The 14673-nt window shown below is 71.7% G+C and carries 11 protein-coding genes and 1 pseudogene; 8 read left to right on the top strand and 4 right to left on the bottom strand.

Going from position 1 to position 14673, the window contains the following annotated elements; all coding sequences use genetic code 11:
* The first annotated feature begins 145 nt into the window (after positions 1-145).
* The 3 genes and pseudogenes from ABD299_RS08590 to ABD299_RS25120 all read left to right on the top strand — a co-directional run.
* The gene (locus ABD299_RS08590) at positions 146-736 is read left to right on the top strand and encodes an acyl-CoA-like ligand-binding transcription factor (protein ID WP_344260051.1); all 591 of its coding nucleotides are present in this window, start codon (positions 146-148) and stop codon (positions 734-736) included.
* A gap of 230 nt (positions 737-966) precedes the next feature.
* Entirely contained in the window at positions 967-3726 is a 2760-nt protein-coding gene (locus tag ABD299_RS08585) for a GNAT family N-acetyltransferase (protein ID WP_344260049.1), read from the top strand.
* Positions 3723-3905, top strand: a pseudogene (locus ABD299_RS25120) (type II toxin-antitoxin system Phd/YefM family antitoxin); the annotation flags it as partial. The gene ABD299_RS08585 and the pseudogene ABD299_RS25120, both read left to right, overlap by 4 nt.
* Positions 3906-4184: 279 nt before the next feature.
* Here the strand turns inward: ABD299_RS25120 and ABD299_RS08575 are convergent.
* Entirely contained in the window at positions 4185-5030 is an 846-nt protein-coding gene (locus ABD299_RS08575) for an alpha/beta fold hydrolase (protein WP_344260047.1), read from the bottom strand.
* A 233-nt stretch (positions 5031-5263) separates the two neighbouring features.
* On the opposite strand from ABD299_RS08575, the gene ABD299_RS08570 reads away from it, so the two are divergent.
* Positions 5264-6490, top strand: coding sequence for a lipase family protein (locus ABD299_RS08570; protein WP_344260045.1), 1227 nt, complete (start codon positions 5264-5266; stop codon positions 6488-6490).
* A 132-nt stretch (positions 6491-6622) separates the two neighbouring features.
* Here ABD299_RS08570 and ABD299_RS08565 read toward each other — a convergent pair whose 3' ends face one another.
* Positions 6623-7036, bottom strand: a complete 414-nt coding sequence (locus ABD299_RS08565; protein WP_344260043.1) for a YciI family protein — start codon at positions 7034-7036, stop codon at positions 6623-6625.
* A 359-nt stretch (positions 7037-7395) separates the two neighbouring features.
* Here ABD299_RS08565 and ABD299_RS08560 point away from each other — a divergent pair, with 359 nt between their 5' ends.
* The 3 genes from ABD299_RS08560 (at position 7396) to ABD299_RS08550 (ending at position 10751) form a co-directional block, all read left to right on the top strand.
* Positions 7396-8691, top strand: a complete 1296-nt coding sequence (locus tag ABD299_RS08560; RefSeq protein WP_344260041.1) for an ice-binding family protein — start codon at positions 7396-7398, stop codon at positions 8689-8691.
* A gap of 286 nt (positions 8692-8977) precedes the next feature.
* A complete protein-coding gene (locus ABD299_RS08555; protein ID WP_344260039.1) occupies positions 8978-9583 on the top strand; it encodes a DUF5819 family protein in 606 nt (201 codons plus the stop codon).
* A complete protein-coding gene (locus tag ABD299_RS08550; protein ID WP_344260037.1) occupies positions 9573-10751 on the top strand; it encodes an HTTM domain-containing protein in 1179 nt (392 codons plus the stop codon). The genes ABD299_RS08555 and ABD299_RS08550 overlap by 11 nt, the downstream gene beginning before the upstream one ends.
* 69 nt (positions 10752-10820) lie before the next feature.
* Here the strand turns inward: ABD299_RS08550 and ABD299_RS08545 are convergent, their stop codons facing one another.
* Together ABD299_RS08545 and ABD299_RS08540 are read right to left on the bottom strand one after the other, a co-directional pair.
* Entirely contained in the window at positions 10821-11924 is a 1104-nt protein-coding gene (locus ABD299_RS08545; RefSeq protein WP_344260035.1) for a cytochrome P450 family protein, read from the bottom strand.
* Positions 11909-13306: a cytochrome P450 gene (locus tag ABD299_RS08540; protein WP_344260033.1), complete on the bottom strand. Its 1398-nt coding sequence runs from the start codon at positions 13304-13306 to the stop codon at positions 11909-11911. Before ABD299_RS08540 ends, ABD299_RS08545 begins: the two co-directional genes overlap by 16 nt.
* 629 nt (positions 13307-13935) lie before the next feature.
* Between ABD299_RS08540 and ABD299_RS08535 the strand changes: the two genes are divergently transcribed.
* Complete coding sequence (locus tag ABD299_RS08535) at positions 13936-14364, top strand: VOC family protein (protein WP_344260031.1); 429 nt, start codon at positions 13936-13938, stop codon at positions 14362-14364.
* The last annotated feature ends 309 nt before the right edge of the window (positions 14365-14673 follow it).

Here is a 14673-nt window from a genome sequence, read left to right as displayed (position 1 = left end):
GTGTCTGCGCTCACACGCACCTCCGTTTCGGATGGGGCCGGCTGAGGCCGGTGAGCGGCCCCGGGACCGGTACAGCATACCTGCCGCATGGGCAACTTTGCGCAATGGGCAAGAATTCCCGGGCGCGGGATACCATGGCCCGATCATGGAGAACACGGGACTGCGCGAACGCAAGAAGGCCGAGACGCGCCAGGCTGTGCACGAGGCCGCACTGCGGCTGGCCGTGGAGCACGGCTTCGACCACGTCACCGTCGAGGCGATCGCGGATGCCGCCAACATCTCCCGGCGGACCTTCTCCAACTACTTCGCCAGCAAGGAGGACGCCCTCCTGCACGGCGACCTCACCAACATCCGGACCCTGGCCCGGCTGGTGCGGGAGCGCCCGGCCGGCGAGCCGCCCTGGCAGGCGATGCACGCCGCCGTGCACGACCTCAACCGCGCGATCGGCGAGCCCGAGCGGGAGTGGGCGATCCGTGCCCGCCTCGCCAAGCGTCACCCCTCCGTGCTGGCCCGGCAGCTCGCCAACTTCGCCAGCCTGGAGAGCGAACTGGCCCAGTTCATCGCCGAACGCGGCACCGGGGAGGACGCCGCCGGCGACCGCCCCCGGGTGATGGCCGCCGCCTTCATGACCGCCCTGCGCCTGGCCGGCCACCTGTGGACCGCCGACGACGAGACCCGCTCGCTGGCCGCCGTCACCGACGACGTCCTCGACCAGATGTCCCGCCCCTTCACCTGACCCCGTTGCCCGGTCACCTCGGCATCGTGGCCGCGGCGCCGGCGTGGTCCGACAGGGACGCCCGGACGGCTGCCCGCTGTCACCGCCCCGTCGGCGGACTGCGCCCCCGGCGGGGCGGTTGAGGCGCGCGGGCGCCCGCGGGGCCGCCGGTGGGCGCGGGCCGGCGATTGCCTTCCGCGCCACTCGGGGATTAGGTTAGGCAAGGCTAACCTAATAGGGGAGTGGTCGGTGTGGAGCACGCGGTGTACCGGGACGACTGGGGGATCCCGCATCTGCGCGCGGACGGCATCCGGCAACTCGCCTTCGCCCAGGGCCGCAACGCCGCCACGGACCGGGCCTGGCAGATCGAGGTGGAGCGCCACCGTGCGCAGGGCACCACGGCAGCCTTCCTCGGCCCGGACGCCGTGGCGTGGGACGTCTTCGCCCGGCGGTCCCTGCTGACGGACACCGCCCGGCGCTGCTTCGCCGGGCTCGACCCGGACACCCGGGCGTGGGTCTGCGCCTACGTCGACGGCGTGAACACGGGGCTGGTCCACGAGGCCTCCCGCGCACCGGAGTTCGCCGTCGCCGGCCTCGCCCCGGGGCGGTGGCGGCCGTGGACCCCGCTGGCGGTGTGGCTGTCCGCCCACATCCTCTTCGCCGGGTTCCCCGCCAAGCTGTGGCGAGAGAAGGTCACCCACCTGCTCGGGCCCGAGGCCGTCGGACTGTTCGCCGCGGACGGGCCGCACACCTCCGGCAGCAACGGCTGGCTGATCACCGCGGACCGCACCGCGAGCGGGGCGCCGATCCTGGCCGGGGACCCGCACAGGTTCATCGAGGCGCCCGGCGTCTACCAGCAGATCCACCTGGCCTGCCCGGAGTTCGACGTGGTGGGGCTGGCAGTGCCCGGAGTCCCCGGCATCGCCCACTTCGGGCACGCCGGCCCGGTGGCCTGGGCGATCACCAACGCCATGGCCGACTATCAGGACCTCTGCCGCGAACACCTGCGGCGCCGCGGCCCGGCGGTGGAGGCGCTGGGCCCGCACGGCTGGGAACCGGCCACCGCCCGGACGGAGACCGTCGAGGTGGCGGGCGCGGAGCCGGTCACGGTGGAGATCACCGAGACCGGGCGCGGCCCCGTGGTCATCGGCGGGCCGGACGACGCGGTGGCGGTCAGCCTGCGCTGCCCGCCGCGGGTGACCGGCGACCTGGGCTTCTCCGCGCTTCCCGCGCTGCTGAGGGCGACCTGCGTCGGCGACGTGGACCGGGCTCTCGACCGGTGGGCCGAGCCCGTCAACGTGGTCATGGCGGCCGACACCGCGGGGGGCCTGCTGCACCGGGTGGCCGGCCGGGTGCCGGCGCGCCCCCCGAAGGCCCGCTCGCGGGTGGTCGCCGCCTGGGAACCGGAGTACCACTGGCAGGGCACGGACGCGCCGATGCCCCGCGCCCCGGCCGGTGCCGCCGCCCCGGACGGCCTCGCGGTCATGGCGAACCAGCGCGGACTGGCCGCGCCGCTGGGCGTGGAGTTCGCGCCCCCGTACCGGGCGGAGCGGATACGGGAGCTGCTGGAGACTTCGCGCACCTGGACCGCCAAGGGCATGGCGGAGATCCACATGGACAGCCATCTGGCATCGGCCCGGCACCTGCTGGACGCCCTGGCCCGGGCCGGTGGCCTCAGCCCCGCCGCCGGAACGCTGCGGGACCGGTTGCTGCGCTGGGACCGGCGGATGGAGGCCGGCAGCACCGACGCCGGCGCGTACGCCGCGCTGCGGTCGGCCGTCGTGCGGCGGCTGGCCGCCGAGCCGGCCCTGGCCTGCCTGGCCGACCCCGGCCGTCTCCGCCTCGGGGGTCCCGAAGCCGATACCGAGTGCCCGGAGGTGTTCCGGCCGTGGCTGGCCCCGGCGCCGCGCATCGCGTTCGCGCTGGACCGCCTGCTGACCTCCGGCGCCGTCCCCCGCCTGCTGCCGGGCCTCGACCGGGCGGCGGCCGTCAGGGCGGCCGCCGAGGAGGTGGCCGCCCGGGAGACCCCGCCGCCCGCCTGGGGAGAGACCCACCGGCTCGCGCCCTGGCAGGCGCTGCCGTCCGGGACGCCCGAGGCGTGGCCGGGGCTCTCCGGCGACCACGACTGCGTGCTGTCCACCATGAGCGTCCCCGGCGTCACCGACCTGAGCCCGCGCGGACCGGCCGCCCGCTGCGTCTGGGACCTCGCCCACCGGGACGACAGCCGCTGGGTGGTGCCGCTCGGTGCCTCCGGTGTACCCGGGGACCCCCACGGCCGCGACCAACTGCCGCTGTGGACACGGGGTGAACTCGTCCCCGTCGTCACCGACTGGGAGCGTCTGACCGGGGAGCGGCACCACCGTGAGGACCCGGACCGCCCGCACGGCCGAGGGGACACCATGAGCACGGCGGACGCCACGAACCGGGAACCGCTGCACAAGCGGCGTGTCGAGGGGTTCGGCGAGGTCGCGGTCGTCCCCGTGGACCCGGCGCGCGACATCGCCCTGATCCACCACTGGGTGGGCCAGGAGCGGGCCCGCTTCTGGGGAATGCGCGAGCTCACCCGGGAACAGGTCCTGGAGATCTACGAGTTCCTCGACTCCCTGACCACCCACCACGCCTGCCTGATCCTCCGGGACGGCCGGCCGGTCGCGCTCTTCCAGAGCTACGATCCGGCGGCCGATCCGGTCGGGGAGGCGTACGAGGTGCGGGCCGGCGACATCGGCATCCACCTGTTCGTGGGCCCCGCCGACGGCCCCCCGGAGCACGGCTTCACGGACACCCTGCTGGCCGTCTTCCTCGAATTCGTCCTGCGGGACCCCGCACGGCGGCGGGTCGTGGCCGAGCCCGACGCCCGCAACGCCAGGGCGATCTCCCGCCTGACCGGCCTGGGCTTCGTCCCCGGCCCGCTGGTCGATCTCCCGGAGAAGCGGGCCCGGCTCGTTTTCCTCGACCGCGACGCCGCACCCCCTGTCCACGCCCGGCGGCACGGGGGCGCCCCGCGCTCCTGAGCCGAGCGGGGAGAAACGCGGAGACACTCAAAGCGGTTGCCGGAGATCGTGAGGAAGTGGTCATCACCCCTGCCGGCCACGATCCGGTCGTCGTGGTCGCTCTGGACGACTACGAGTCCCTCAAGGAAGCCGCCTGCCTGCTCAGGGGTCCCGAGAACGCACGTCGGCTCCCGGCCTCTTCCGCAGCTCCCGCTGGGACGGCCGCTCTCTCCACCCACGCCGGAAGGGCCGGCAGACCGCGGGGCCGGGGATTTCGCCGATACGGCCGCAGCCGTCGCTGCGTAGGGTGGCGACAAGCCCGGCAGGGCGTGATCACCACGAGACCACGCCACGGTCCGGTGCGGTACGGCTCGCCGGCCGGGTGCGCGGGGGACGCCCCGGCCGCCGGCTTCCGCCCCTGACCGCCGGCCGGCCGGAGCGGATGCCCCGGGGCGGGGACGGCCCGTAGCCCCGGGGCATCATCGGGCGGGCGCGGACGGACCGCCGGCGCCGGCGAGGAAGTCGAGCAGCAGTTCGTTGACGCGGTCCGGCGCCTCCAGCTGCATCCAGTGGCCGGGCCCCTCCAGCCGCTCGTACCGCCACTGTCCGTTGACGTGCCGGCCCAGGGCGGTCATGGAGTGCTCGGTCAGGAACGGGTCACCGCTGCTCCAGATACCCATGACCGGTGACGGCAGGGACGGACCGTCCGCGGCCTGCGGGGCGGTCAGCTGCTCGGGGCGGGCACCGGTGCGGTAGATCGCCAGAGTGGAGGACAGCTCCTCGGGGTCGCGCAGCCGCTCGATGACCTCCTCGCGGTCCGGGTGACCGGCCAGGAGCTGCCGGGCGTGACGGAAGTCGTCCTGCGCCAGCCACCGTTCGGCCACCCCCTCGAACTGGAAGAGCAGCATGTACCAGGACTTCTGCCACTGCTCCAGGCCCGCGGCCATCGCGGATCCCGGTCGCCCGACCGACATGCAGGTCACACTGGCCACCCGGTGCGGAGCGGTGGCCGCGACGAGCTGCACCAGCACCGATCCCCAGTCGTGGCCCACCAGATGGACGCGCTCGACGCCCATGTGGTCCAGGACGCCGAGCAGATCGGCCGCGTGCCGGGACAGCTCGTACTCCCCGGTCCCGGACGGCTTGTCCGAGGCGCCGAAGCCGCGCAGGTCCGGGGCGATGGTCCGGTACCCGGCGGCGTTCAGCGCCGCCACCTGGTACCGCCAGCAGGCATGCGTGTCCGGGTAGCCGTGGACCAGCAGGACGTCGGCCCCCGAGCCGCTGACCTGGACTTCGAGACGGACACCGTGGACATCGACGCGCATGCGGAAGGCTCCGATCACACAGAGGGGACGGCCTGCCGGGGCCCGCCGGGCAGGCCCGGAAACCCCCAACGTACAAGCCGGGCCCGCCCGCCGTCCCGGGACGTCCCGCCTGTTCACCCCGGTGCCCGGCCGACGCGGCCGGGGATTTCGCCGATACGGATGCCCGCCACTTCTCCCTAGAGTGGCGGCGCCCGGCAGGGCCGTCCCCGTCACGAGAGGTCCGGTGTTCTCTTATGCGCACGAACCGAGTCCGCCTCCGGCACCGGCGCGCCGGTGTCCTCGTCGCCTCGCTGGCGCTGCTGGCCACGGGATTCGGCGGCACCGCCGTGGCCGCCGGTGACACCGGGGAAGCCCGGGCCGACGCCGCCCGGCAGCCGCACAGGGGCGGCACGGCGGGAGACGTCGTCAAGGCGCGGGCCACCACCTTCCTCCCGGCCCCGGGGCAGGCGGCGGACGTCACGGCCTGGAAGGTCCACTACCGCTCGACGACGGCCACCGGACGGCCCACCGTCGTCTCCGGCACGGTACTGATCCCGGACGACGGCGCCGGCCCGGCAGGCAGCCCGCGCCCGCTGGTGAGCTACGCCGTCGGCACCGTGGGCATGGGCGACCAGTGCGCCCCGTCCGCCACCTTCCCGACGGGGCAGACCGCCGAGGGCGCGCTGATCGCCATGCTGCTGGAGCGCGGCTGGGCGGTGGCGGTCACCGACTACGAGGGGCTGGGCACGCCCGGTACGCACACCTACACCGTCGGCCGGTCCGCCGGGCACGCGGTGCTGGACATCGCCCGGGCCGCCCAGCGGCTCCCCGGCGCGGCGGAGCGCGGCGTCACCGCCGGCTCGCCGGTCGGCCTGATGGGCTACAGCCAGGGCGGCCAGGCCGTCGGCTGGGCCGCCCAACTGCACGCCGCGTACGCGCCGGACCTCGACGTGCGCGGCACCGCGGCCGGAGGCGTCCCGGCCCGGCTGGCCACCGGGCACAGCCCCGGCGGGCTCGGCGCCACCTTCCACATGATGACGCTGATCGGCCACGGCGCCGCGTACCCGGAACTGAATCTCGCGTCCTACCTGAACCGGGACGGCCGGGCCCTGGCCGCCCGGCTGTCCCGGGGATGCCTGGCGGAGAACATCGAGGCGGGCTCCCGCTACGACTTCTCCGAACTGGTCGTCCGCGACCCGGGGAAGTCGAGCGCCTGGCAGCGGCGGCTCGGCGAGTCGGCGGTGGGCGGCATCGCCCCGGGCAGTCCGGTCTTCCTCTACCACGGCCTGGCCGACGACCTCGTGGTGCCGGCGCTCGGCGAAGGGCTGCGCGACGACTGGTGCCGCCTGGGAGCCGACGTGCACTGGCTCGGGCTGCCCGGCGCCGACCACCTGATGGCCGTCCCGGCCGCCCACCGTCCGGCCGCCGACTGGCTCGCCGGCCGCTTCGCCGGCACCCCGGCCGCCGGCACCTGCGCCTGACAGGCCGGCCCCGGGGCGGCCGGCCTCGGCCGCCCCGGGCGGACGGGTGCCCGGCGGTTCTCCGGCCGGACGCCGGGCCGGAGAGCCGTGGTCCGGGCGGAGGCAGGCCGTCCGCACCGGCCCCGGCCGGGTTCACTCGTCGGGCCTGCCCGTGTCGATGGGCCGGATCACCACCGGGTACTCCGGCGACCCCTCGGGGACGGGACACCGCAGGACGCGCTCGGCGATCTCGGTGACCCGCTCCGGGCTCTCGCAGTCCAGCACCCAGTACCCGGCCATGACGACCTCCGTCGGTCCGTACGGGTCCTCCGCGATCCGTGCACGGCCGTCCGGGCCCAGGTCCACCAGACGGGTCCGCGCGGGCTCGACCAGCGCCCGGGTGTCCACGAGCTCCCCCGAGTCGGTGAGTTCGTCGTTCAACTCCTCCATGAAGGCGAACATCGCCCGCAGTTCCTTCTCGTTCCAGGCCGGGCTGTGCCCGGACGCCCGGCCTCCCATCGCGTCGTAGTCCGCCTGTGCGGCTTGCACCATCATCAGGTATTTCACGGCTGTGCTCCCTGCCCGGTGTCGCCGGCCTTCCATGGACGGCCCTCCCAGGGAACGCCGGAACCGGAGGTTTTTCCGCGGTGCCTCGCGGTGAACCGCCCGGTACCACACTCTTGCGGTACCGAGGCGCGTCCGGATGCCTTTTCGGCGGCGGCCGTGTCCAGGCCGGAGCCACCCAAGGCCGAGGTGGATATGTAGAAAATAGTATCCATGAAGCCGAAGGGGCGATTCCGGGGAAAACGGCTGAGTGGCTCACCGTCCGGAGAGGCCTGTCCATCTAATATGCCAACTCCGGAAGCGGCGATTCTGTTCGGGCGGAATTGCCGAAGGTGCCCCACCGTTCAGGAGTTGACTTCCCCATGGCATGCGAAACGCGAGAAATTTCTCAACGTCCCAGAACCCCGGCGTGGATTGCGGCGGCTCTCAGCCTGCTGATCGCCGTTGTCGTCGTGTTGACACCGACATCGGCGAACGCCGTCGCCACTCCGGTTCCGCTGGGAACCGCCGAAAGCTTCGCGGTACTGGCCGGCGAATCGGTCACCAACACCGGGCCGTCGGTGATCACCGGAGATGTCGGTGTCCACCCGGGGTCATCCGTCATCGGCTTCCCGCCCGGCATCGTCAACGGAACCATTCATGCGGCGGACGCGGTGGCCGAGCAGGCCAAGAGCGACCTGGTCACGGCGTACAACGACGCCGCCGGGCAGGCGACGGATGCCGCGCTGCCTCCCGATGCCGGTGGCCTGACGCTGGTTCCCGGTGTCTACACGGCTTCGGGCTCGCTCGGGCTCACGGGCACCCTGACCCTGGACGCGCAGGGTGACCCCGACGCGGTCTGGGTGTTCCAGGTGGGCTCGACGCTGACGACGGCAAGCGGCAGCCAGGTGGAGCTCATCAACGGCGCTCAATCCTGCAATGTCTTCTGGCAGATCGGCAGTTCGGCCACCCTTGGGACCGCCAGCGACTTCGTCGGCACCATCATGGCGCTGACCTCGATCACCGTCACGACGGGAGCCACCATCGACGGCCGGGCCCTCGCCCGGAACGGCTCGGTGACGCTGGACACCAACGTCATCACCCGTCCGGTCTGTAACGGGACCACCAATGGTGGCGTGACGAACGGCGGCGTGACGAACGGCGGTGTGACGAACGGTGGCGTGACGAACGGCGGTGTGACGAACGGTGGCGTGACGAACGGCGGTGTGACGAACGGCGGCGTGACGAACGGCGGTGTGACGAACGGCGGCGTCACTACCGGTGGGACCCTGGGCGGTATCACCGGCCCCACCACTGGAGGCGTCCTGCCCGGATTCATGACCGGATTCATGGGGGGAATCACTACGGGCGGTTATATGGGCGGCTTCATGGGAGGAACCGGGGACGCCCATGACCGCGACAAGAAGCCGTGCAAGGACGGAAAGCACAAGAAGCAGCCCTGCAAAGATCATGGCCACTACAAGCAGTGCGACCACGGCAAGCACCACAAGTCCTGCAAACAGCACGGTGGCAAGCATGACGGGCACGGCAAGGACGACGGGCATGGCAAGCATGACGGGCATGGCAAGGACGACGGGCACGGCAAGCATGACGGGCACGGCAAGCATGACGGGAAGCACGGCAAGGACTGTGATCACGCGAAGTGCGGCTCTAAGTGAGCCGTGGCGGGTGCCTCGTCCTCGCAGTGGGATGACCGGCTGACCGGATTCCACGGAAGCAGCGCGGCCGGCGCGCGGCGAACCCTCACCGGTGCGCCGCGCGTCTGCCCCGCCCCGAACAGGAGAAGCAGGTGGGGGAACGCCGTTGGTCGAAAGGCTGGTTGCATCCATGCCGGGCAGTACTGAGTCAGCACAGCCGCGAGAGCGGGAGAAGGCAGGACGGGCAACCGGCCCTCCGGGACAGGACAGTCCCTCGCCACGGCGCCGGCCTTCCGGCGGGCCCCCCGTGCCGCTGCGGTTCGGCACGGGGGCGGCCATCGTCCTGTGCCTGGCCACTGCGCTCATCCATCTGCTGCTGGTCTTCCTGCATGTGGCACCGCCGAACGTCCTCTCCCAGAGGTACAGCCAGCAGGTCAACGCATGGGTCCTGCCGCTCTTCGAACAGAACTGGCGGCTCTTCGCCCCCAATCCTGAGTCGGTCAACCACCAGATCTCCGTACGGACCAGGAGTACTGCCGCGGACGGCGCCACGCAGGTCAGTGCGTGGTTCGACCTGACCGCTGTGGACACCTCCGCCGTGGAGCACAACGTCTTCCCCAGCCACACGACGCAGAACATGCTCCGCCGGGCCTGGACCTCCTACCAGGAGACACATGGTTCCGACGACCAAGCGCACTCCGAGCGGGCGGAAATGATCCAGGAGTACCTCCGCAACATCGCGGTCCAGCGGCTCGCGGTCCAGCGGCCCGGTGACTTCGAAGCCGTCCAGCTACGTGTACGGACGCTTCCCATCGCTCCGCCCGCCGCGCGGGGACGGCCGGCGACGACCGCGCCGGACGCTGTGGAGACACGGCACCTGCCGTGGTGGGAGGTGGCACCTCATGGCAACTGAGAAGCGGACACAGGGCGAGCCCGTTCCGGCACCGCGACGTTCCTCCGGGGAAGCGCCCCCCGCCCCAGTGGCGCGGCGTGCTCAGGACCGGCTCGACGCTGCCTTCGCTCTGCTGACCGAGCGACCCCTCTCCCTCTACGCGGCGGCGGTGCTGCGCATCGGGTACGGATTGCTCTATCTCGTCTTCCTGCTGCGCGAATTCCCGCACCGGGACCAGATCTGGGGCCCGGGGGCCCCATGGACACCCGATCTTGCACGGCAACTGTCCGACCAGACCGGCTGGATGACGTTCCTCACCCTGTCCGACAGCCGCGTCTTCTTCGAACTCTGTTACCTGTCTGCCGTCGTGACCTCCGCGCTGTTCCTGCTGGGGTGGCGGACCCGGGCAGTGTCGGTGCTGTTCGCGGTCGTGGTGGCCTCGTTCCACTCCAGGGCCATCTACATGACGGACGGAGGGGACAACCTCATCCTCCTCATGGCCGTCTACCTGGTCTTCACCGCGTGCGGGCGCCGCTGGTCCCTGGACGCGCGCAGAGCCGTGCGGCGGCAGAAGGACGCCGGGGAGCAGGCCGGCCGGATCGGCCGGGTGCGAGTGGCGAGGCTCTTGTCCGCGGGTGAACCGCGGGAGCACCTCGCCGATGCCCGACGCCTGGTGATCACGGTGCTGCACAACTGCGCACTGCTCGTCATCGCCGTCCAGGTCTGCTTCCTCTACGGAGCCGCGGGGCTGTACAAGGTGCAGGGCGGGATGTGGGGGAACGGCACCGCTCTCCACTATGTTCTCAACCTGCAGCTGTTCCGGCCGTGGCCCGCGTTGTCAGAGCTGGTGGACAGCCGGCAGATGCTCGTCGCCGTCGTGTGCTACCTGACGGTGCTGCTGCAGGTCGCCTTCCCGTTCGTCCTCCTCGGCAGACTCAAGTACCCGGTGCTGGTGCTGATGCTGGGCATGCACCTGAGCATCGCGGTGCTGATGGCGCTGCCGCTCTTCTCCGCCGCGATGATCGTCGCCGACGCCGTCTTTCTGCCCGACCGCTTCTACCGGACGCTGGGCACCATCTGTCGGCGCACCCTCGGGCGGGGCAGCGGAGAGGAGGGCGCGAGGCAGTGCGGCACCCCGCCCGGGAGCGAGCCCGGACTGGTCCCGCTCCAGTCCCAGCCCGGAGGCTGACGCCGCCCCTTGATGCCTCACGGGGCGGCGTCGGCGTGCCGCGTCAATCGCACGGACTGCCGGCTGTTGTCACAGATGGACCGGCAGGGCCTGGTGGCCGTTGGTGATGAAGCTCTCCACCGGTACGAGCCGGTCGGGGCTCTCGGCAAGGCGCATGTGCGGGTAGCGGTCGAACAGGGCGGGCAGCGCGATGCCCGCCTCCAGGCGGGCGAGTTCGGCACCCATGCAGAAGTGGGTTCCGTGACCGAAGGACAGGTGGTGCTTGTCCTCGCGGTGGATGTCGAACCGTTCGGCCTCCTTGTGCCGGACGGGATCGCGCCCTGGCGCCGCGAAGTTGATGACGATGGCCTCGCCGGGCCGGAAGGTGACCCCGCCCGCCTCGACCGGTTCCACCGGGTACCGCATGACGATGTTCGCGACGGGCGGCTGGTGCCGCAGGGTCTCCTCGATGGCGTCCCGCCACTCCGCGCGGCCGGACCGGATGTCCTGCAACTGGTCGGGGTTGCTGCACAGGTTGACGATCGCGTGGTCGAGCAGGTTCACCGTCGTCTCGTGGCCGGCGCCGATGAACAGCAGCAGGGTGTCGATGAGCTCCTGCTCCGGCAGCGGATTGTCGGCGTCGTCCCGGGCCGCGATCAGGTCGGTGGTGAGGTCGTCACCGGGCTTGGCGCGCTTGTGCTCGACGAGTTCGGCCAGCAGCCGGTAGACCTCCATGGTGTTCGCCATCGCCTGCTCGGGCGGCATGTTGGTGGCGAACATGCCCGCCACGGCCCGGCGGAACCCGTCGTGCGTGTCCTCCGGCAGACCGAACAGGTCACTGATGACAAGCAGCGGCAGCAGGTAGGCGAAGTGCGCCCGCACGTCCACCGGTTCGCCCGGCTTCGCGGTGGTGGGCAGCCCGTCCAGCAGGCTGCGGCTGATCGCCTCGATGCGGGGCTTCATCGCCCGCACCCGGCGGGCGGAGAAAGCGCCGGCAATCAGCCCGCGCAGCCGACGGTGCTCGGCCCCGTAGGCGGTCAGCGCGTTGCGGACCTCCACCCACGGGCGCAGCGGCCATTCCTCGGACAGCGTGCCGTCACGCAGCGCGGGCCAGTGCTGGTGGGCGTCCTTGCTGATCCGCGGGTCGGTCAGCAGCTGTTTGATGAGATCGGTGTCGGTTACTGCCCACGCCACCACCTCGCCAGGGAGTTCAACCAGTGTGGCCGTCCCCTGGGAGCGGAGGTGGGCGGTTTCGGCGTGGATATCGCTGCCGGTGGGGTCGAGCCGGAAGGGGCAGGCTGCGGGTCGGGTTGTGGTGTCCATGCTGCTTCCTCACTGTGGGGGACGGTGACGGGCGGAAACGTGACCGGGAGGGACGTCCAGCCGGAGTGGAAGGTTCCGGGGCGGCGGGTGAGCTCTTCGGGGCGGCAGTCCAGGGTGAGTTCGGGAAGCCGGTCCAGGACCCGCTCGATTGCGGTCTGGGCGATGTGCACGGCCAGGCTCTTGGCCGGACAGGCGTGGGCACCGGCCGAGAACGCCAGGTGGGCGTGGTTGCCGGCCCGCTGCTCCGGTGCCGGCGTCCGGAAGACGGGGTCGGTGTTGGCCGCGGCGAAACTGACCAGGATCGGGATGCCCGGCTCCAGCTGGACGCCGCGGTACTGCATGGGCCGCAGCGCGTAGAGCGGGCTGTAGTTGGCCATCGGCGGGTCGTCCCAGAGCACCGCGTGCAGCGCCTCGGAGATGGTGCGGACACCTCCGGCGACGGTTCCGGCGTACCGGTCGTCGGCGATCAGGAGCTTCAGTGCGTTGCCGATCAGGTTGGTGAGCGGCTCGGTGCCCGCGCCGATGACCAGGATGATCTGCTGGACCATCTCCTCGTTGGAGAGCTCGGCCCGGTGCCGGATCATCCGGGAGATGACGTCGTTTCCCGGGTCGGCACGCTTGCGGAGCACCAGCTCCAGGCATGCGCGCTCCAGTTCGGCGTTGGCGGCGTACGCGTCCTGGGCCGTGTCGAACAGCTTGATGAGCGCGCCCACGATCCGGCCGCCGATGTCGGCCGGGCACCCGCAGAGCCCGAACATGGTCTGCATGGGGAGCAGGGCGGTGAAGTCGGCGACCAGGTCGCAGGTGCCGCGGTCGGCGAAGGCGTCGATCAGGCCGTCCGCGATCTGGGTGACGGTCCGGGTCAAGGCGAGGGTGTCCACCTTCTGCAGGCTGTCGGCGATCGCCGACCGGTACCGCTCGTGCACCGCGCCGTCGGTCCACAGCGCGTTGGGCCGGTCCTGGATCATCATCAGGACGGGGCTGTCGGGCGGGATGCTGCCCTCGCGCAGGGCGTCCCATCGCTTGGGGTCCCGTACGAACAGGCGAGGAGTGTTCGTCAGCAGGTGCTGGGCCGCCTCGTAGGTGGTGGTGAGCTGCGCGTACACACCGGGGGCCAGTTCTACCGGGGCTATGGGGCCGGTGGCGCGGAGCTTCTCGTAGGTGGCCTGGGGGTCGGCGTCGAAGCGTGGTCCGTGCAGCGGCAGCGGGTGCTGCCCCTCCGGCTGCCGGAACGTTCCGCCCGCCGCGCTCACCGGACGACCCGGCTGTGGTGGTAAGGGAGGGAGAGGGCACAGGCGGACGGAAGTAACGCGCGGGGCGAGGTGTGGGGCATGGGGGTGACTCCGGATGAGGTGCAGAAGATGGTTCGTCGGACGTGCCGGCCGCGCCTGGCATGCCGGTTCCGCCCGAGGCGTCACAGGGGGCCGGTGGTTCTCCGGTGCGGTGCCCGGACAGCTCGGCCTGGGCTCCTGCCGGTGCCGGTGCTCACGCGGTGACTCCTCCTCGGGCGTTGTCCGGGGGAATCGTTACGGGTAATCGCTTGTGTGGTCACCGTGCTGCACTGGGCGCAGCGCGAAAGCGACGGAACCTGGCCGAATACATACGGTATCCCCGCGCCTGCGGTAAGTAGCCCGCGTGAGTCGGCGGGCGAACCGGTCTCGCGCCCCGACTTCCCTTCCGGAGGGTGTTGCGGCCCTCACGGTGCGTGCCTAAGCTGGCGGGGTGACTGCCGGGTCGGCCATGGGCCATCGACAAGAGAGGCGCCCGGCCCCCGCATGACCGCGAGGCGGGCACGCGCCCCGCCTCCTCTCCGTGTCATCCCCCGGAGCCTCCACCACGGGCGCTCCCCGCCGACGGAACTCACGACTTGGAGAGATTCCCCATGCCAGAAGAGAAGCAGTACACGCACGAGGCCGGGCGGCAGGCCACGTCCGTGGAACTGAACCACACCATCGTCCACGCCAGGGACCGTCGGTTGTCGGCCGAGTTCCTCGCCCAGGTGCTCGGGCTGGAGGTCGGTCCTCCGCTCGGACCGTTCCTGCCCGTCGACCTCGGTAACGACGTGACGCTCGACTACTACGAGATGACCGATGAGCCGATCCAGTCCCAGCACTACGCGTTTCTCGTGCCGGACGCCGGCTTCGACGACATGATCGGCCGTCTGGAAGCCATGGGGGTCACCTACTACGCCGACCCCTACCACACCGAACCGGGCAGGACCAACAGCCTCTTCGGAGGCCGCGGCGCCTACTTCGACGACCCGGACGGCCACAACATGGAAATCCTCACCCGCCCCTACGCCCGCCCGTAGCGGACGCGCCGACCCCCGGTGCGCCCGGCAGCCGCCGGCCACCGGGGAGCCGTGTCAACGGAGTGTCTGCTCTCCTGCGCGCTGATCGGGCCCCGGCGGTATGGAGGAGACCGGAACTGTGACCGGCGCCGCGGGTCACACCTTCCTGACCACGATGGAGCGAGGGACCAGCTTCTCCACGTCGTCCACGTCGGAGGTGAACACGGTGACCTGACCCTGCTGCTGTCGGGCGATGACGGCCAGCACGGCGTCGATCGCGTACTTGTGGCCGTGCAGGCCTGCGGCGGCAAGGAGCCGACGAGCCTGCCT

Origin of the sequence: Streptomyces sodiiphilus (genome assembly GCF_039529215.1) — a bacterium.
Classification (GTDB): domain Bacteria; phylum Actinomycetota; class Actinomycetes; order Streptomycetales; family Streptomycetaceae; genus Streptomyces; species Streptomyces sodiiphilus.
The sequence above is the reverse complement of the archived record's forward strand: the minus strand, read 5'-3'. Positions and strand labels throughout refer to the sequence as shown.

Bases quoted from the DNA above. Each gene is read 5' to 3' on its own strand.
- ABD299_RS08590 (WP_344260051.1), top strand. From the start codon at position 146: ATGGAGAACACGGGACTGCGCGAACGCAAGAAGGCCGAGACGCGCCAG.
- ABD299_RS08575 (WP_344260047.1), bottom strand. From the start codon at position 5,030: ATGCGCGTCGATGTCCACGGTGTCCGTCTCGAAGTCCAGGTCAGCGGC.
- ABD299_RS08570 (WP_344260045.1), top strand. From the start codon at position 5,264: ATGCGCACGAACCGAGTCCGCCTCCGGCACCGGCGCGCCGGTGTCCTC.
- ABD299_RS08560 (WP_344260041.1), top strand. From the start codon at position 7,396: ATGGCATGCGAAACGCGAGAAATTTCTCAACGTCCCAGAACCCCGGCG.
- ABD299_RS08550 (WP_344260037.1), top strand. From the start codon at position 9,573: ATGGCAACTGAGAAGCGGACACAGGGCGAGCCCGTTCCGGCACCGCGA.
- ABD299_RS08535 (WP_344260031.1), top strand. From the start codon at position 13,936: ATGCCAGAAGAGAAGCAGTACACGCACGAGGCCGGGCGGCAGGCCACG.